The sequence below is a fragment of the Burkholderia sp. BCC0398 genome (assembly GCF_902833245.1).
In the GTDB taxonomy this organism is placed as follows: domain Bacteria; phylum Pseudomonadota; class Gammaproteobacteria; order Burkholderiales; family Burkholderiaceae; genus Burkholderia; species Burkholderia sola.
In genome coordinates, this window is record NZ_CADFEM010000022.1 from 73898 (window position 1) to 92349 (window position 18452).

Consider the following 18452-nt stretch of genomic DNA (forward strand, 5'->3'; position numbering starts at 1 on the left):
GTGCCGGCGCTGCCGGCACTCTGGCCGCACGACGGCGCGACGTGACAATCGCGGGGACAGGTCGATGGACACGTTACAGATGATGCGCATTTTCGTCCGGGTCGCGGAAGAGGGCAGCTTCACGAGCGCGGCCCAGCGCCTGGACATCACGACGGCCTACGCGTCGCGTTCGGTCGCGCAACTCGAAACGCATCTGCGCACGCGCCTGCTGAACCGCAGCACGCGCCGCATCGCACTGACCGACGCCGGGCAGCGCTATCTCGACCGCTGCCAGCGCATCCTCGGCTATATCGACGAAGCGGAAGCCGAGGCGGCCGATGCACAGGTGAAGCCGTCCGGACGGCTGCACGTCCACGCGACGACGAGTTTCGGCCAGTCCTACGTGGTGCCCGCGGTCGTGCGCTACCGCGAACGCTATCCGTCGGTCGCGGTCGAGCTGACGCTGTCGCAGCACGTGCCTGACATCATCGACGAAGGCTACGACGTGTCGCTGCAGTTGAGCACGACGGAGCTGCCCGATTCCGGGCTGGTATCGCAGCGGCTCGGCGACGTGGGCAGCGTGCTGTGCGCGTCGCCTGCCTACCTGAAGGCGCGCGGCACGCCGCGCGCGGTGAGCGATCTCGCCGGGCATGCGTGCCTGCGGCTCGTCACGTCGCTGTTTCCGCGCGACCGCTGGCATCTCGACGGCCCGAACGGCCGCGAAACGTTCGAACTGTCGGTGCCCGATTTCCAGGTGAATATCGCCGATGCGCTCGGCGCCGCGCTGCGCGCGGGGCTCGGGATCGGCCCGCTGCCGATGTCGGCTGCGCTGCCCGCGCTCGCGAGCGGCGCGCTGGTGCGCGTGCTGCCCGATTACCGGTTGCAGAAGCTGACGGTCTATACGCTGTATGCGTCGCGTCAGTATCTCGATGCGAAGATCCGCACGTTCGTCGATTTCCTGCGGGAATGCGTGCCCGAGATGCTGGCCGCGGACGAGGCAGCATTGAACGCTTGCTGTGCGTCCCGTCATGCCTGATTCACGCATGATCGATACGTGAGTACCGCGCACTGTCTTTCGGGTCAACTGAAATAATTCGCAGTCCTGCGTTAAAGGCAGGCGACGCATGCATGTGCGCGGACCGGTTGGACAATGATGCCCGTGTCCCCGGCACGTCCTTATGAAAGCGTTTTCTTGCGATACGCGTTCATGGTGCGACGCGCGACAGCGGCACCGCTTCGCCGCGCAGTCGCGCGACGTCGCGGCCCGGTGCGTCGCCGAACAGCCGCGCGTATTCGCGGCTGAACTGCGACGCGCTCACGTAGCCGACGCTGCGGCACGCCTGCCGCGCATCCATCGCCGACAGGCACATCAGGCGGCGCGCCTCCTGCAGCCGCAGCACCTTCTGGCATTGCAACGGACTCATCGACGTGACCGCACGGAAATGATGGTGGAAGGTCGACGGGCTCATCTCCACCTGTCGCGCGAGCGCGTCGACCGCCATCGGATCGAGATAGTGATCGCGAATCCATGCGACGGCGCGCGAGATGCGCTGGGTCGTCGAACCGGCGTCGCCGATCTGCGCGATGCGCGCGCCCGACGGGCCGCGCAGCAGCCGGATGAGGATTTCGTCGACGATCAGCGGTGCGAGGAGGTCGAGGTCGTCCGGTTGTGCGATCAGTTGCATCAGCCGCGCGACGGCGTCGACGATTTCGGGCGTCGCGTCGAGCGTGTCGAGCGCGCGGTAGTCGACGGCTTTCGGCAGCCCGCGCGGAAAGACGACGGGCGTGAGCGCCGCGATGCGGTGCGGATCGAGTGCGAGTTGCGCGTAAAGGAACGGCTCGGCGGGGTTCGCGCGCGTCACGCGTCCGGTCACGGGGAGGTCGGCGGTGGCGACCAGCATCCGCGATTCGTCGATCGTGTAGGTATCGTCGCCGACCCGCATCGACTTCGCGCCTTGCCCGACGATGCTCAGGCACGCGTGGTGCACGCCGTGGTTCCACTGCGGCGGCAGCGCGGACGCGCGCGCGACACGCATGCCGCGCAGCGGAAGGTCGAACATGCCGTCGTGCGGCGCGTACACGGCGATCAGCGCCGCCAGCCGGGCAGCGGGCGATCGGGCTGGCGACCGGGCATCGTGATCCGGTGGATGGCGCGGTTGGGTCGGCGTTCGGGCGTCGATTTCCATGTTGCGTGAGCGGTTGGCGGAGCGGGCGATGCCGTGCGTGCGCTGCGATTCGCTGCCGGCGTGCAGGCATGGCGGTCACATCGTACGGCCAGTTGCGTGCGCGGGATTGCCTAAAACTGTCCGAAATTAGCCCGATCATCCGGACCTGCATGATCGGCGGCCGCGTCGCCTGTCGTGGCAGGGTGTGCGACGCACAAATTCGGAAATTAAGGCAAAACAATCGCAGGATCGGGCAAGCCATTTTCCGGCGGTTTCCCTACCATTGCACCTGCTGAAGGAAATGCGATTCAGCGTGCCCGGACGATACGGGCAACACCGTCCGCGTGATGCGCGGACGCCGCCGGCCTTGCCGCGCGCGTTGCCGCCGCGAATCGCCGGGAAAGACTCAGGACTGCTATTGAACGATCGTGCATCGGGCTTGCCGAGGCCGGCTTGCGTCCGTTGCAAGCCGACGCGTGCTCGTCGCGAGCGTGTCGACCGACCCGGCGGAGCCGGTGTCGGGGCCGCCGCATTGGCCGGGCCGATGCGGGCCGGCTGTGGCGCGGCGTCGGGTGCAGATGGACGGGCAGTCGTCCGCGCAGGGAAATCCGGACAAATGGACCAACTTCAATCGATTCGGGCATTCGTGACGGTGGCAAGGGAAGGCGGGTTTCGCCGGGCGGCGACGCGGTTGCGCGTGTCGACGGCGATGGCCAGCCGACTGGTCGATGCGCTCGAGACGCGCCTCGGCGCGCGCCTGCTTCAACGCAGCACGAGCCACCAGTCGCTGACGGAAATCGGCGAGCTGTATCTCGCGCGCGTCGAGCGGATTCTCGGTGCGATCGACGAGATCGACGGCCGTTTCGTCGCGATGGGCAGCAAGCCGGAAGGCGTATTGCGCGTGGCCGCGCCGGTCGCGTTCGGGCTCAGCCAGCTGAGCGCGCTGCTCGATCGTTTCGTGCACCGGTTTCCGGACGTGCGGCCGACCGTGACGCTGACCGATGCCCACGTCGACCTGACTACCGAAGACATCGACGTCGCGTTCCTGACCGACGGGATGCCAGTGTCCGGCGCGCACGCATTGCATACGCTGGCCGCGTACGAATCCGTGCGCGTCGCGGCGCCCGATTATGTCGCCGCGCACGGCGGCGCGGCTGCGTCCGGCGACTGGCCGGACATCGCGACCGTGCGGCTCGAGTTGCCGGCGGCCGACGACGACCACGCGGCCGGGATTCGATCCGGCGTCGCGCCCGGCAATACGGGCGTCGGCCATCTCGAGATGGCACGGCGGCTGGCCGTGGCCGGCATGGGCGCGGCGGTGCTGCCCGCGTATCTCGTCGACGCCGATCTGGCGGCCGGCACGCTGGTGCGCGTGGCCCCGCTCCATCTGCTCGCGCCCGTCACGTTGAAGCTTGCGCATGCGCGTGCCGCACGTCTGCCGGCCGCCGCGCGCGCGTTCATCGAATTCGCCGGCGCTGCATTCCGACCCGCGCGCTAGCAGTCTGGCAGAACCCATGGCAACGCGATCCCGCCGAGGCAGCGGGCTCGCCGTTCTTTTTCGGAAGCAGTTCGGCGAACGAACGCTCCGCCGGGTGCAACGCACACCCGCAACACGTGTCCGCATCCGCGGCGGACAGGACCCTTCAGGTTCGCCGCGCGTCAGGGCCATGAGGAGATCTGGTGATTCCCATTGAAGGTCGTCTAATTGTGAGAGGTCGCTCCATGCGCGTCGAACGGGTTCCATACCGCTTAATCACTGCCGCAACGGCTGCCGTTTTCCTGGCCGCGTGCGGGAAAAAAGAATCGGCGCCGCCGCCGCCAACGCCGGAAGTCGGCGTCGTCACCGTCCAGCCGCAAGCCGTGCCCGCGGTGACCGAGCTGCCGGGCCGCACCAGTGCATTCCTCGTCGCGCAGGTCCGCGCGCGGGTCGACGGCATCGTGCTGCGCCGCGAATTCACCGAAGGCACCGACGTCAAGGCCGGTCAGCGTCTCTACAAGATCGATCCGGCGCCGTACATCGCCGCGCTGAACAGCGCGAAGGCGACGCTCGCGAAGGCGCAGGCGAACCTCGTCACGCAGAACGCGCTGGTCGCGCGCTACAAGGTGCTGGTCGCCGCGAACGCGGTCAGCAAGCAGGACTACGACAACGCGGTCGCCACGCAAGGCCAGGCCGCGGCGGACGTCGCGGCCGGCAAGGCGGCGGTCGACACCGCGCAGATCAATCTCGGCTATACGGATGTCGTGTCGCCGATCAGCGGCCGCGTCGGCATCTCGCAGGTGACGCCGGGCGCATACGTGCAGGCGAGCCAGGCGACGCTGATGTCGACCGTGCAGCAGCTCGATCCGGTGTACGTCGACCTCACGCAGTCGAGCCTCGAAGGGCTGAAGCTGCGTCAGGACGTGCAGAGCGGCCGCCTGAAGACGAGCGGCCCGGGCGCGGCGAAGGTGTCGCTGATCCTCGAAGACGGCAAGACCTATTCGGAAGCCGGCAAGCTGCAGTTCTCGGACGTGACGGTCGACCAGACCACCGGCTCGGTGACGATCCGCGCGGTGTTCCCGAACCCCGGCCGCGTGCTGCTGCCGGGGATGTTCGTGCGCGCACGGATCGAGGAAGGCGTGAACGAGAACGCGTTCCTGGTGCCGCAGATCGGCGTCACGCACGACCAGAAGGGGCAGGCGATCGCACTGGTCGTGACCGCGGCCAACAAGGTCGAGATGCGTCCGTTGACGACGACCGGCACGTACGGCCAGAACTGGGTCGTCGAAGGCGGTCTGCAGGCAGGAGATCACGTGATCGTGCAAGGCGTCGACAAGGTGCGCCCGGGCGCGACGGTGAAGACCGTCGCCGCGCAGCTCGCCCCGGCGCCGGATGCCGCATCCGCCACCTCGGCAAGCGCCGCGCCGGCGACTACCGCGGCAACTACCGCGGCCAGTGCCGCAGCGAGTTCGGCCGCCGCGTCGAGCGCGCAATAACAGGGAGTCCGTTTCATGGCCAAGTTCTTTATCGATCGCCCGATCTTCGCGTGGGTGATCGCGATCGTGCTGATGCTGGCCGGCGTCGCATCGATCTTCAAGATGCCGATCGCGCAGTATCCGACGATCGCACCGCCGACGATCCAGATCCAGGCGAACTACCCGGGCGCTTCCGCGAAGACGGTGGAAGACACGGTGACGCAGGTGATCGAGCAGCAGATGAGCGGGCTCGACAACTTCCTTTACATGTCGTCGACGAGCGATGACTCGGGCAACGCGACGATCACGCTGACCTTCTCGCCGGGCACGAATCCGGACGTCGCGCAGGTGCAGGTGCAGAACAAGCTGTCGCTCGCGACGCCGAACCTGCCGCAGGTCGTGCAGCAGCTCGGCATGCAGGTCACGAAGTCGAGCAGCAACTGGCTGATGTGGTTCGCGTTCAACTCCGAGGACGGCCGGATGTCGAAGGAGGACCTGACGAACTACGTGGCCTCGCACGTGCTCGATCCGCTGAGCCGCGTGAACGGCGTCGGCCAGACGCTGCTGCTCGGTTCGCAGTTCTCGATGCGGATCTGGCTCGACCCCGTCAAGCTGACCAACTACAGCCTCACGCCGACCGACGTGACGGCCGCGATCACGCAGCAGAACGTGCAGATCGCGGGCGGCCAGATCGGCGGCACGCCGGCGAAGCCAGGCACCGTGCTGCAGGCGACGATCACCGAATCGACGCTGCTGCGCACGCCCGAGCAGTTCGGCAACATCCTGCTGAAGGTCAACCAGGACGGCTCGCAGGTTCGCTTGAAGGACGTCGGCCGCGCGGCGCTCGGTTCGGAGAACTACACGTTCGACACGAAGTACATGGGGCAACCGACGGCCGGCCTCGGCATCCAGCTCGCGACCGGCGCGAACGCGCTGGCGACCGCGAACGCGCTGCGGGCCAAGATCGACGAGCTGTCGAAGTACTTCCCGCATGGCCTCGTCGTGCACTACCCGTACGACACGACGCCGTTCGTGCGCCTGTCGATCGAGGAAGTGGTCAAGACGCTGATCGAGGGCATCGTGCTCGTGTTCCTCGTGATGTACCTGTTCCTGCAGAACCTGCGGGCGACGATCATCCCGACGATCGCGGTGCCGGTCGTGCTGCTCGGCACGTTCGCGATCATGGGTCTCGCCGGCTTCTCGATCAACACGTTGTCGATGTTCGGGCTCGTGCTCGCGATCGGCCTGCTGGTCGACGATGCGATCGTGGTGGTCGAGAACGTCGAGCGCGTGATGGCCGAAGAAGGGCTGTCGCCGAAGGAGGCGACCCGCAAGGCGATGAGCCAGATCACCGGCGCACTCGTCGGCGTCGCGCTCGTGCTGTCGGCGGTGTTCGTGCCGGTGGCGTTCTCGGGCGGCTCGGTCGGCGCGATCTATCGTCAGTTCTCGCTGACGATCGTGTCGGCGATGGTGTTGTCGGTGCTCGTCGCGTTGATCCTGACGCCGGCACTGTGCGCGACGATCCTGAAGCCGATCGAGAAGGGGCATCACGAAGAGAAGAAGGGCTTCTTCGGGTGGTTTAACCGGACGTTCGATCGCAGCCGCGATCGCTATACGAGCGGCGTGAACCATGTGATCAAGCGCTCCGGCCGCTGGCTCGTGATCTACCTGGCCGTGTTCCTCGCGGTCGGCGTGATGTTCGCGCGGCTGCCGAAGTCGTTCCTGCCCGATGAAGACCAGGGCTACATGTTCATGATCGTGCAGACGCCGTCCGGCTCCACGCAGGAAACGACCGGCAAGACGCTCGACAACATCAACACGTACCTGACCACCGCCGAGAAGGAGGTGGTCGACTCGGTGTTCACGGTCAACGGCTTCAGCTTCGCGGGCCGCGGCCAGAATGCGGGCCTCGTGTTCGTGAAGCTGAAACCGTACGAGCAGCGCCAGCGTTCGGACCAGAAGGTGCAGGCGCTGATCGGCCGGACCTTCGCGCACTATTCGACGTATAAGGACGGGATGGTGATTCCGTTCAACCCGCCGTCGATTCCCGAACTCGGTACCGCTGCGGGCTTCGACTTCGAGCTGACGGACAACGCCGGCCTCGGTCACGAAGCGCTGATGGCCGCGCGCGGCCAGTTGCTCGGGATGGCAGCGAAGGATCCGGCGCTGGCGCTCGTGCGTCCGAACGGCCTGAACGATACGCCGCAGTACAAGGTCGACATCGATCGCGAGAAGGCGAACGCGCTCGGCGTGACGGCCGCGGCGATCGACCAGACGTTTTCGATCGCGTGGGCGTCGCAGTACGTGAACAACTTCCTCGATACCGACGGCCGGATCAAGAAGGTGTACGTACAGTCGGACGCGCCGTTCCGGATGACGCCCGAAGACATGAACATCTGGTACGTGCGCAACAGCGCGGGCGGGATGGTGCCGTTCAGCGCGTTCTCGACCGGCCACTGGATCTACGGGTCGCCGAAGCTCGAGCGTTACAACGGCGTGTCGTCGATCGAGATCCAGGGGCAGGCCGCGGAAGGCAAGTCGACGGGGCAGGCGATGGCCGCGATGGAAGCGCTCGCGAGCAGGCTGCCGGAAGGCATCGGCTATTCGTGGACGGGGCTGTCGTTCCAGGAAATCCAGTCCGGCTCGCAGGCGCCGATCCTGTACGCGATCTCGATTCTCGTCGTGTTCCTGTGTCTCGCGGCGCTGTATGAAAGCTGGTCGATCCCGTTCTCGGTGATCATGGTCGTGCCGCTCGGCGTGGTCGGCGCACTGCTCGCGACGATGCTGCGCGGCCTCGAGAACGACGTGTTCTTCCAGGTCGGCCTGCTGACGACCGTCGGTTTGTCCGCGAAGAACGCGATCCTGATCGTCGAGTTCGCACGCGAACTGCAGGCGGGCGGGAACATGGGGCCGGTGCGCGCGGCGATCGAGGCGGCGCGCCTGCGGCTGCGTCCGATCCTGATGACGTCGCTCGCGTTCATGCTCGGCGTGCTGCCGCTCGCGATCAGCAACGGCGCGGGCTCGGCGAGCCAGCACGCGATCGGCACGGGCGTGATCGGCGGGATGGTCACCGCGACGTTCCTCGCCATTTTCATGATCCCGATGTTCTTCGTGCGGGTTCGTGCGATCTTCAGCGGCGAAACGGAAAACGTCGACGACGCATGGCGTCTCGTGCAGGGCGACCTGCAGCGCGGTCGCGACGACGCACACGATTCGAAGGGGCAGTAACGATGCAAAAACATGTTTTGACTGCCACCGCGGCCGCACTGGCTGCCGCGCTGTTTGCCGCGGGCTGCACGATGGCGCCGCATTACACGCGGCCCGACGCGCCCGTCGCGCAGGCGTACCCAGCCGGCGGCGTCTACGCGACGCAGCCGGGCGCGGCCGGCGCGCGCAGCGCGAACGGCCAGGCGGCGACTGCCATCGGCTGGCGCGAATTCTTCGTCGATCCACGCCTGCAGCGGCTGATCGAGATCGCGCTGAAAAACAACCGCGACCTGCGCGTGTCGGTGCTCAATATCGAGGCCGCGCGTGCGCAGTACCAGATCACGCGTGCGGGCTTGTTCCCGACGCTCGACGGTACGGGCACGGGCAGCATCCAGCGTTTCCCGGCAGGTGTATCGCAGACGGGCCAGCCGCTGATTTCGCGCACCTACAACGTCGGCCTGTCGGCGTCGTGGGAGCTCGACCTGTTCGGTCGCGTGCAGAGCCTGAAGGACCAGGCGCTCGCGCAGTACCTGTCGACGTCGTACGCACGGCAGGCGTCGGAGATCTCGCTGGTGTCGCAGGTGGCGGATCAGTACCTGACGCTGCTGTCGACCGATGACCTGCTGAAGGTCACGGAGGACACGCTGAAGACTGCTCAGGCGTCGTACGACCTGACCAAGCTGCAATTCGACAACGGCACGGGCTCCGAGCTCGAGCTGCGTCAGGCGCAGACGGTAGTCGAGACGGCGCTCGCGAACCAGCAGGCGCAGGCGCGTGCGCGCGCACAGGCGCTGAACGCGCTGGTGCTGCTGATCGGCGAGCCGCTGCCGGACGATCTGCCGGCGGGCATGCCGCTCGACGCGCAGAACCTGCTGACGGACGTGCCGGCCGGGTTGCCGTCGGATCTGCTGACGCGTCGTCCTGACGTGATGCAGGCCGAGCAGACGCTGCTGGCCGCGAACGCGAACATCGGCGCGGCGCGCGCGGCGTTCTTCCCGAAGATCTCGCTGACGGGCGCGTTCGGCACCGGCAGCCCGACGCTGGGCGGCCTGTTCAAGGCCGGCACGGCGGCGTGGTCGTTCGCGCCGCAGATCACGATGCCGATCTTCGAAGGCGGTCAGAACATCGCGAACCTGAATCTCGCGCATGTGCAGAAGCGCATCGAGATCGCGAACTACGAGAAGGCGATCCAGTCGGCGTTCCGCGAAGTGTCGGACGGGCTTGCCGCACGCGGCACGTACGATCAGCAGATCGCGGCATTGGAGCGCAACGAGCACGCGCAGCAGCGTCGCTTCGATCTGTCGGACCTGCGTTACAAGAACGGTGTGGACAGCTATCTGTCGGTGCTGACCGCGCAGACGGATCTGTACTCCGCGCAGCAGTCGCTGATCAGCGCGCGCCTGGCGCGCTGGACGAACCTGGTCGATCTGTACCGCGCACTCGGCGGCGGGTGGATCCAGCGCGCCGGCGAAGCGCCGCGCGCGCCGGATGCGCCGGTCGACGATCAGACGGCAACGACCGGGTAAGCATGGCACATGGCAGGAGCGGAAAGCCGCGCCTGTCCACCGAACCGAAGGAGTGTGAAAACGAAAACGCCACGGACGCAAATCCGTGGCGTTTTCCTTTGTACCGTCGCCGCGCGGGAAGCGGCATTACGTTACGCGTGCTTCGTCCAGAGCGTTCGGCCAAAGAACGTGAGCGTGCGGTCCCACGCCGTTTCCGACCACACCGGATCGAACTGCGTGCCGGCGATGCGGCCGGGGCCGACGGCCGTTTCGTTCGCGAACGCATGGTGCGCGAGATAGCGATGGAATTCGAAGCCGACGTTCGCATCGGTCAGCTTCTTTTCCAGTGCGTCGACCTGGTCGATCGTGAAGAACGCATCCTGCGTCGCCCAATGACCCATCAGCGGTACCTTGAGCTTGGCCGGATCGATGTAATCGAGCGGCGGGAGGCCGTACCACATGACGCCGGCATCTGCGTCGGCGTACTGCAGCGACAGCAGCGTGAGGGCGCCACCCATGCAGTAGCCCGTCACCGCGACCCGCGGCGACAGCGTCTTCAGGTATGCGACCGCGCCGGGAATGTCCTGCGACGCGGCGTCGCCGAAATCGAGGCCGGTCATCAGGTGGTGCGCTTCCTCCTCCTCGACCGTCGACTTGCCGCGATACAGGTCGGGCACGAGCGCGAAGTAACCGCAGCGCGCGAGGCGATCCGCGACGCCGCGGATCTGGTCGTTCAGCCCCCACCATTCCTGGATGACGACGACCGCGGGCGCGCCTTCGGTGCGTGCCGGCGTGGCGAGATAGCCTTGCAGTTCCTGGCCGTCCGGGCGGCGAAACGTGATCGTGGAACCGGATGTTTGAGACATGAAACCGCTCCTTTTCGAAAAATGCGCCGAGTGCGACATCGGGCCGGCCAGCGGGTGTCGTGATACCGCCCGCGTTCGTGCTGGCCGACGCCGACCACGCGGCCATTCTATGCGCAAACACCGGACGCTTGCGTGAACGGCGCCGCACGGCACGCGAGCCGCGAAGGGAGCGGACGACCGGAAAACGAACACCCCGCCCCGATGAACGGGAGCGGGGTGTCGCGTGTACGGCGGGGCGTATCCGGAATACGCCGGCAATACGCCGGCGGGTATCCGGCTTACTGACCGAAGTAGATCGAGTTGCGGCCTTCCTGCTTGACTGCGATCGTGCGGCCTGCACGCGCACCGGCGGCCGCTTGCGCACCGTAGCCGGCTACGTCGGCGTTCGTCACGCGGGCCTGCGCGGCCTGCAGCGCACGCGGGTAATACTGATCGGAGACTTCGGGCTTGTAGCCGGCCTGTTCGAGCTGGACGAGTTCCGCACGCACCTGGGCACGCGTGAGCTGACCCGACGGGTTCGATTGCGCGAATGCGCCGTACGACGCGGACAACGCGGTTGCGGCGACGACAGCGGTGATGAACGACTTCATGGTGACCTCCGGTTCTGTTGATTTCGCGCTTCGCTCGTTGCGTTCAGCGGTTGATTGCATCGTAACGAGCGCGTTCCCGGTCGGAAATACGCGTTGGAGCGAATCATTATTGCAACTGGGTAAACGATTCGTGCGGTACGCAATTTCATCTGAAGATTGCCGGGGAGCTGGAGCGTGGGTAAGGAGCGGCGGGTCGATCGGCGCGGAAGAAGCGGGTCAAACCATTGAATCGCATTCCGAAGTATTTTCGCGAGGCCGCCGGCGTCATTCATTCGGCGCCGCTCGTTCCGCCTCACGCAGCCAGGATCACCTGCCGTTTCCGATATTCGGCCGGCGTGACGCCGACATGCCGGGTGAACGCTCGCCTGAGCGTATCGACGTTTGCGAAGCCGCATTTCGCGGCGACCTGCTTCGGCGTGTCATGGCCGTTCTCGAGCAACTGGCGGGCGGCAGAGATGCGGGTCGCCTCGACCCATGCGGCCGGCGTCATGCCGACTTCCGCGCGGAACAGCCGCGCGAAATGGCGCGGGCTCATGCCTGCATGTTTGGCCATCTCGGCCACCGAATGTTCGAGATCCGGATGGGCCGCGACCCAGCGCTGCACTTCCTGCAGCACCGAACGTCCGGCGGGGCGGGCTTCGCCCTTGCGGCTGAACTGGAGCTGTCCGCCCGGGCGCTTGAAAAACATCACCAGTTGCGCGGCGACGCGCCGTGCGATCTCGCGGCCGAGATCTTCTTCGACCAGCGCGAGCGCGAGATCGAGCCCGGCCGTGACGCCGGCGCCGGTGCGCAGCTTGCCGTCGCGCACGTACAGCGCGTCGGCGTCGACGACGAGCGACGGATAGGCTTCGCCGAGTGCATCGGCGGCGGCCCAGTGCGTGGTCAGGTGACGTCCTTTCAGCAGCCCGGTGGCGGCGAGGATGAATGCCCCGGTGCAGATCGACCCGTAGCGTCTGCTGTGCACGGCCGCCGCGCGCAACCAAGCGAGGACGTCGGTGCGCAGCGCGATCTGGCCGGCGTTCGGCGCGCCGGCGACCAGCAGCGTGTCGATGCGCTCGGGGATGTCGGGGGCGATCCAGTCGGGCAGCAACCGTGCGCCGGACGAGCTGCGGATCGCACCGGCCCCGCTCGCGATGATCCGCGACACATAGAACGGCTTCCCGCATTCGACGTTCGCTTGCGCGAACACGTCGAGCGGCGCGGAGACGTCGAGCAGTTGAACGCCCGGAACGGCAAAAATACCCACGACCTTCGGCATGATCGGTTGCGTGTCGTATCGAACGTGATGCGCAGCAGTATAGGGGCGCTTCTTTCACCATGCAGGCACCGTGTCCGTTCGTCGCGCGAAATGGCAGGATTCGTCGTAACAAGCCTATTTCGGACACCTGTCGGGCTGCGGAGAATCGAGCGTGTCTTCCATGGAGGTCGATCATGACTGTGAACGTTGCCGGCATCACCCTTCCCGATACTCGACTGACGCGCGAGATCACCGAACTCGTGCGCGATACCGAATCCGAACTGCTGTTCCATCACTCGAGCCGCGTGTTCTATTTCGCGGCGCTGGCGGGCCGGCGCCGCGGGCTCGAGTACGACCCCGAGCTGCTCTATTGCGGCTGCATGTTCCACGATATGGGACTGACGCACCGGTACAGCAGCGCATGCGAGCGCTTCGAAGTGGACGGCGCCAATGCCGCCCGCGATTTTCTGAAGGCAAAGGGAATCTCGCAGCAGGACATCGATGTCGTGTGGACCTCGATCGCACTGCATACCACGCCCGGTATTCCGCAGCACATGCATCCGGTCGTCGCGCTGGTCACGGCGGGCGTCGAGATGGACGTACTGGGCCTCGCTTACCCGGAATACAGTGACATCGAGCGGGAAGCGGTCGTGCGCGCGCATCCGCGCACGCCGCATTTCAAGGAAGACATCATTCAGGCGTTCTATGACGGCATCAAGCACAAGCCCGGCACGACGTTCGGCAACGTGAAGGCCGACGTGCTCGCGGACAAGGAGCCGCATTTCCATGCGGGCAATTTCTGCAGCGTGATCCGGTCGTCCGCATGGGCCGGTTGACCTTGGACGGTCGGTTGCGCATCAGCCGACGGTGATCGTCCGCCGGCGTGTACACAGGGAAAGCGGGGATTCCCGCAACTCGCGTATTACCGTTCGAAATTGTTACGTGACAACTTCAGATCATCGCGAACAGGAACTTTATATACTGAATTTCCGTGCCACGTCCCCGAGGCGAATCTCCGATTCGCGTACCCCGAATACCGGTCTGCCAGCCCAACGAGGTAAAGCCTGCCGCTCCACCACCCGCAAGTATTCGGCAAAACGCCTATAATGATTGGGCAAATTGCCGGAGAGAGGTCATGAGCACCATCGCTTTTCATCCTTCGGGCGTCGCGCATCCGCGTCAGGCCGAATTCACGATTCTCGAGCAGCTGCTGGCGATCCGCGTCCGGTCGGGCGCCGATCTGGCCGAGCTGGCGAGCGCGCGCGTCGACGTGTCGGTGATCGACCGGTTGTCGGAGCGCGGGCTGAAATCGGACGAGCTGGCGTTCATCATTCCGCGCCGCACGCTGAGTCATCGTCGGCAGGCGCACGAGCGCCTGTCGCCGGAAGAGTCGGACAAGGCGATCCGTCTCGCGCGCATCGTCGCGCAGGCGGCGGCCACGTTCGGCGACCAGGACAAGGCGATGGCGTGGCTGCGCAACGGGCTCCAGCGCTTCGGCGGCCGCACGTCGCTCGATATGGCGAGCACCGAGCATGGCGCGCGGCTCGTCGAAGAGGCCCTCACGCAGATCGACGAGGGGTACTTCGCTTGACGACGCTGTGGCGGATCAGCAATTACGCCGATCTGAAAGGCATCGGCGGGTTGCGGGCCGGCGGGCGCTGGCATTTCGCCGGGCAGCCCGTCGTGTATCTCGCCGAACATCCGGCGCTTGCGTTGCTCGAGACGCTGGTTCATTTCGAAATCGCCACCGTCGCGCAATTGCCGAGCGGATATCAGTTGCTGCGTATCGAGGTGCCCGATTCGGTGGACGTCGCCGAAATCGCGGAAGGCGATGCGCCGGACGACTGGCGCACGAACGTCGACTGGACCCGCAGCGCGGGCACCGAGTGGCTGGACACGCAGCCGAGCGCGCTGCTGCGCGTGCCAAGCGTCGTCGTGCCGCACGCCCATAACTTCCTGTTGAACCCGCTGCATCCGGCCGCCTCCGACATCCGCATCGCGGAAGTGATGCAGTCGCCGTACGACACGCGGATTCTGCGGCTGGTCCAGCCGAAGCCGGGCGAATAGCGCAGCGGGGGAACGCGGTTCGCGCCGGCGGCGCGCGATCACCGCTCGTGGGCAGCGCGATCCGCGGCCGCATCGGGCGGCAGCGTTTGCCGAATGCGCGTGACCGTTCGCGGGCTAGCGAGACCGAGCATCGCCGTGACATCGGCATGCGCATGGCCGGCGAGCAACTGGCGGCGCGCATATGTATTGCGCAGCACGCGCGGGCTCATGTCCGCTGCGTGAAAGCCGATCACGTTCAGCGCATCGCGCACGACGAGCAGCAGGAACATGTCGTTCATTGCGCCCCCGCGCGGCGCGGGAAACAGCCGCGCCGACGGCGGCACGTCCGAGCGCGTACGCCAGGCGGCGAGCGGCGCCAGCGCGAATGCGGCGAGCGCGATCCGGCGCGCCGGCCGCGCGCGATCGCGCGGCACCGACAACGCCGCTGGCCGCGCGTCGAGATCGAGTGCGTCGCCTGTCGCCGCGCGAATCTCGGCCGACGTGATGCCGCTCGCGAGCAGCAGCGCGACGATCGCGCGATTCCGGCAGTCGGCGGGCGTGTCGTCCGCCCGAGGCTGCACATGGCGCTGCAGCGCCGCGTCGGCGTCGGGCGGCAGGTAGCACGGCTCGGGCTCGCCGTCCGGCCATGCGAGATGGTGCGTCGATCGGCCGGCCGGATGAATCGTCCGCACACCGGCATCGACCAGATGCCGGCCGAGCCGGTCGATCAGCTTCGCATAGCGCACGCGTGTCGACGTGCCGGGCGCGCAGGTGCGGTCGAGTTCCGCGAGGAAGGACGCGACGTGGTCGGGCCCGAACGTCACGAGCGACACGTGCCGTGCGCTCAGGTGACGCAGGAATCGCTCGAACATCGCGACATGCTGGACGATCGAACGCGGCGCGAACGGCCGTCGGCCGGCGCCGGTCGCGGCGGTTTCCTGCCAGGCGCGAAACGCGCCGACGGGGTCGTGAATCCAGCGATTCGTGTCCATCCCCGCTTTATAGCCGGACGCGGCGACGCCGGCAATCGTCCCGATGGCCGGTCGCCGGCGCGCGACGAAGCCGGCGCGTCAGGCCGCGGCCCGGGTGTCGTCTATGCATGGCTGTCCAGGAAGAGACAAATAATCATCACGGATTCCGAAATGAATGGGCGGGCGAAATGCGGCGTCGAGAAGACGCACGCGCCGGCTGGATCGAGTGCCCGCGCAGGAGGGGGCGGCGATTGTCGATCGAACCGCAGGCGTCATCAAGCGGCGCGCCGCTGCCGTCATGCGTCGCGCGCTCGTTCAGTTGCATCTACCAGCGGGCGGACACGAGCGCGACGGTCGCGATGACGATGTGTCTCGCATTCTTTTCCGAGGCGATCGGCGCGATGGAGCACGGGGCCGGCACGCGTCGCCGGGGGAAAAGGTACCGACGTTACGATACGCCCATGCGCTGCAATGCAGCAGATGAAACCGCATGCCGGTTCGGTGACGTTGCGCACACAACGTCCGGTTGCATGACGTCATTTCCCGATTGCGAAAAAAATTCTGTTCATGGGACTATCGGACGCATCGCCTGCGCACCGAGGGGGTCGCTGGCGACGGGATGTCCATCGCAACGACCAGCACATCGGCAGACAATGAACAGAACAGCGATTTTTCCGTATGCGTCCGCGTTGCTCGCGGCTGCGTTGTTGACCGCATGCGGCGGCGACGTCGAGAACGACGCGGGCCGCACGACCGCACCTTCCACCGATACGAGTTGTCTCGCGGTCGACAACAGCGGCGCGACGGTCGTGGTGGGTTCGAACCAGCCGGGCGACCCGTCGCTGCCGGAAGCGTCGTCGGGCTATCGCACCGGGATGAAGCCCGTCTATGCGAAAACGTACCTGGTGGCCACGTCGAACGCGTACGCGAGCGCGGCCGGGTGCGCGGTGCTGAAGAAGGGCGGCACGGCCGCCGACGCGGCGGTCGCCGTGCAAGCCGTGCTCGGCCTGACGGTGCCGGAGGCCACGGGCCTCGGGTCGGGCGGCGTGCTGCTCTACTACGATGCGCGCGGCAAGACGCTGCAGGCGTACGACGGCCGCGAAACCGCGCCGGCCGCCGCGACGGAGAACTATCTGCGCTATGTCGATGACGCCACCGACCATTCGTTGCCGCTGCCGAACGCGCGTGCGAGCGGCCGCTCGATCGGCACGATCGGCGTGCCGCGGCTCATCGAGGCGCTGCAACAGGATCATGGCCGCTTGCCGTGGCAGAGCCTGTTTGGCGACGCGATCACGCTCGCGACCAACGGTTTCCCGATCGGCGGCCGGCTGGCCGACGCGATCGCGGCGAACGCCGCGAACCTGAAGCGCGACCCCGAAGCCGCCGCGTATTTCCTGAACGCCGACGGTTCGCCGAAGCCGCTCGGCACCGTACTGAAGAATCCGGCCTACGCGCGCACGCTGTCGCTGATGGCGCGGTCGGGCGCGAATGCGCTGTACACGGGGCAGATCGCGCAGGACATCGTCGCGAAGATCGCGGTGACGAAGGGCGCGGACGGCTCGACGCTCACGCCGGGCAAGACGACCGTCGCCGATCTGGCCGCGTATCAGGCGAAGCGCCGCGAACCGGTGTGCACGACTTATCGCAGCTACTGGGTCTGCGGGATGCCGCCGCCGTCGTCGGGCGGCATCGCGGTCGCATCCGCGCTCGGCATTCTCGAGAATTACGACTTGAAATCGTTGAAGCCGACGGCGATCGATCTCGAAGGCGGCAAGCCGACCGTCGCGGGCGTCCACCTCATCACCGAAGCCGAACGGCTCGCGTATGCCGACCGCGACAAGTACGTGGCCGACACCGACTTCGTGCCGCTGCCGGGCGGCACGTGGGACACGCTGCTGAACAAGCCGTACCTGAAATCGCGCGCGGCGCTGATCGACACGACCAAAAGCATGGGCACCGCGCAGCCCGGCAATCTCGGTGCGGTGCCGCTCGGCGTCGACACGACGCTGATCGAGCACGGCACGAACCAGTTCACGATCGTGGACGGCGACGGCAACGTGCTCAGCGCGACGACGACGGTCGAGTCGAGCATGGGCTCGTTCCACATGACCAACGGTTTCCTGCTGAACAACCAGTTGACCGACTTTTCCGCGAACCCGCTCGACGCGTCCGGCAATCCGGTGGCGAACCGCCTGCAGCCAGGCAAGCGGCCGCGCAGCTCGATGGCGCCGACGATCGTGTTCGGGCGGGCCGCCGACGGCTCGCGCGGCGACTTCGTGATGGCGACCGGTTCGCCGGGCGGCGGCACGATTCCGCAATACGTGGTCAAGACCCTGGTCGGCGCGCTCGACTGGGGGCTCGACGCGCAGCAGTCGGCGGGGCTCGTCGACTTCGGCGCGAGCAACAGCCCGACGACCACGATCGGCGGCGAGCATCCGAACGTCAACGCGGCGAACAACGGTGCGAACGATCCACTGATCACGGGGCTGCTCGCGCTGGGGCACAAGGTGTCGACGTCCGCGCAGGCGAGCGGCGTCAATACGGTGATGCGCGTGACGGTCGGCCAGTCGCCGGCGTTGCAGGGCGGCACCGATCCGCGTCGCGAAGGCGTCGTGCTGGGCGATACGTTCCGGCCGTAACCGCGCAGCGTGCGCACGGCCCCGGTTCGCTTGCTGGCGGCCGGGGCCGTGCATCATGACGAGGTCGCATCGACGGCCGCGCAATCCCCAATAATTCGGAATGCAGATGAAGGCGTCTGAATGAAGCACGTCTGCCGGCCCGGGCCGCGGCCGTCCGTCGTCAAATGCAGCGGCCACCCCGCCACAAACCTCCGATTGTCAAACAGTGTGAGTCAATCGTCAGCATTTGCAACGGAAGTAACAGTCCCCGCAATTCAGTCGTTTTGCTCGCCGGCGCCGCTACATTGGCTCCACC

14 protein-coding genes are annotated in these 18452 nt (G+C 66.7%); 9 read left to right on the forward strand and 5 right to left on the reverse strand.

Going from position 1 to position 18452, the window contains the following annotated elements:
- Window positions 1–64: 64 nt before the first annotated feature.
- Complete coding sequence (locus HWX76_RS33545) at window positions 65–1015, forward strand: LysR family transcriptional regulator (protein ID WP_124637404.1); 951 nt, start codon at window positions 65–67, stop codon at window positions 1013–1015.
- A 169-nt stretch (window positions 1016–1184) separates the two neighbouring features.
- Here the strand turns inward: HWX76_RS33545 and HWX76_RS33550 are convergent, their stop codons facing one another.
- On the reverse strand, window positions 1185–2039 hold the full coding sequence (locus tag HWX76_RS33550) for an AraC family transcriptional regulator (protein ID WP_244138058.1): 855 nt from the start codon (window positions 2037–2039) through the stop codon (window positions 1185–1187).
- A 721-nt stretch (window positions 2040–2760) separates the two neighbouring features.
- On the opposite strand from HWX76_RS33550, the gene HWX76_RS33555 reads away from it, so the two are divergent.
- From HWX76_RS33555 to HWX76_RS33570, 4 genes are all read left to right on the forward strand, one after another.
- Window positions 2761–3642, forward strand: coding sequence for a LysR family transcriptional regulator (locus tag HWX76_RS33555; RefSeq protein ID WP_050015694.1), 882 nt, complete (start codon window positions 2761–2763; stop codon window positions 3640–3642).
- A gap of 224 nt (window positions 3643–3866) precedes the next feature.
- Window positions 3867–5117 (forward strand): efflux RND transporter periplasmic adaptor subunit, encoded by a 1251-nt coding sequence (locus HWX76_RS33560; RefSeq protein WP_176016958.1) that lies wholly within the window; start codon window positions 3867–3869, stop codon window positions 5115–5117.
- Between the two features lie 15 nt (window positions 5118–5132).
- Complete coding sequence (locus tag HWX76_RS33565; RefSeq protein WP_124632017.1) at window positions 5133–8324, forward strand: efflux RND transporter permease subunit; 3192 nt, start codon at window positions 5133–5135, stop codon at window positions 8322–8324.
- Between the two features lie 2 nt (window positions 8325–8326).
- A complete protein-coding gene (locus tag HWX76_RS33570; RefSeq protein ID WP_176016959.1) occupies window positions 8327–9829 on the forward strand; it encodes an efflux transporter outer membrane subunit in 1503 nt (500 codons plus the stop codon).
- A 131-nt stretch (window positions 9830–9960) separates the two neighbouring features.
- Here HWX76_RS33570 and HWX76_RS33575 read toward each other — a convergent pair whose 3' ends face one another.
- The 3 genes from HWX76_RS33575 to HWX76_RS33585 form a co-directional block, all read right to left on the reverse strand.
- On the reverse strand, window positions 9961–10674 hold the full coding sequence (locus HWX76_RS33575) for a dienelactone hydrolase family protein (RefSeq protein WP_124557709.1): 714 nt from the start codon (window positions 10672–10674) through the stop codon (window positions 9961–9963).
- A 278-nt stretch (window positions 10675–10952) separates the two neighbouring features.
- Entirely contained in the window at window positions 10953–11264 is a 312-nt protein-coding gene (locus tag HWX76_RS33580) for a DUF4148 domain-containing protein (protein WP_050018207.1), read from the reverse strand.
- 292 nt (window positions 11265–11556) lie between these two features.
- Window positions 11557–12522, reverse strand: coding sequence for a GlxA family transcriptional regulator (locus HWX76_RS33585; RefSeq protein WP_124632004.1), 966 nt, complete (start codon window positions 12520–12522; stop codon window positions 11557–11559).
- Between the two features lie 173 nt (window positions 12523–12695).
- Between HWX76_RS33585 and HWX76_RS33590 the strand changes: the two genes are divergently transcribed.
- The 3 genes from HWX76_RS33590 (at window position 12696) to HWX76_RS33600 (ending at window position 14568) form a co-directional block, all read left to right on the forward strand.
- Window positions 12696–13337 carry an HD domain-containing protein gene (locus HWX76_RS33590; RefSeq protein WP_089490167.1) on the forward strand — a complete coding sequence of 214 codons (642 nt, stop codon included), beginning with the start codon at window positions 12696–12698 and terminating at the stop codon, window positions 13335–13337.
- A 299-nt stretch (window positions 13338–13636) separates the two neighbouring features.
- A complete protein-coding gene (locus HWX76_RS33595) occupies window positions 13637–14092 on the forward strand; it encodes an antitoxin Xre/MbcA/ParS toxin-binding domain-containing protein (RefSeq protein WP_050018210.1) in 456 nt (151 codons plus the stop codon).
- The gene (locus HWX76_RS33600) at window positions 14089–14568 is read left to right on the forward strand and encodes an RES family NAD+ phosphorylase (protein WP_124557706.1); all 480 of its coding nucleotides are present in this window, start codon (window positions 14089–14091) and stop codon (window positions 14566–14568) included. Before HWX76_RS33595 ends, HWX76_RS33600 begins: the two co-directional genes overlap by 4 nt.
- A 38-nt stretch (window positions 14569–14606) precedes the next feature.
- On the opposite strand, the gene HWX76_RS33605 is transcribed toward HWX76_RS33600, so the two are convergent.
- Entirely contained in the window at window positions 14607–15539 is a 933-nt protein-coding gene (locus HWX76_RS33605; protein WP_124632002.1) for a tyrosine-type recombinase/integrase, read from the reverse strand.
- A gap of 632 nt (window positions 15540–16171) precedes the next feature.
- Here HWX76_RS33605 and HWX76_RS33610 point away from each other — a divergent pair.
- Complete coding sequence (locus HWX76_RS33610; protein ID WP_124640363.1) at window positions 16172–18157, forward strand: gamma-glutamyltransferase family protein; 1986 nt, start codon at window positions 16172–16174, stop codon at window positions 18155–18157.
- Window positions 18158–18452: the final 295 nt, after the last annotated feature.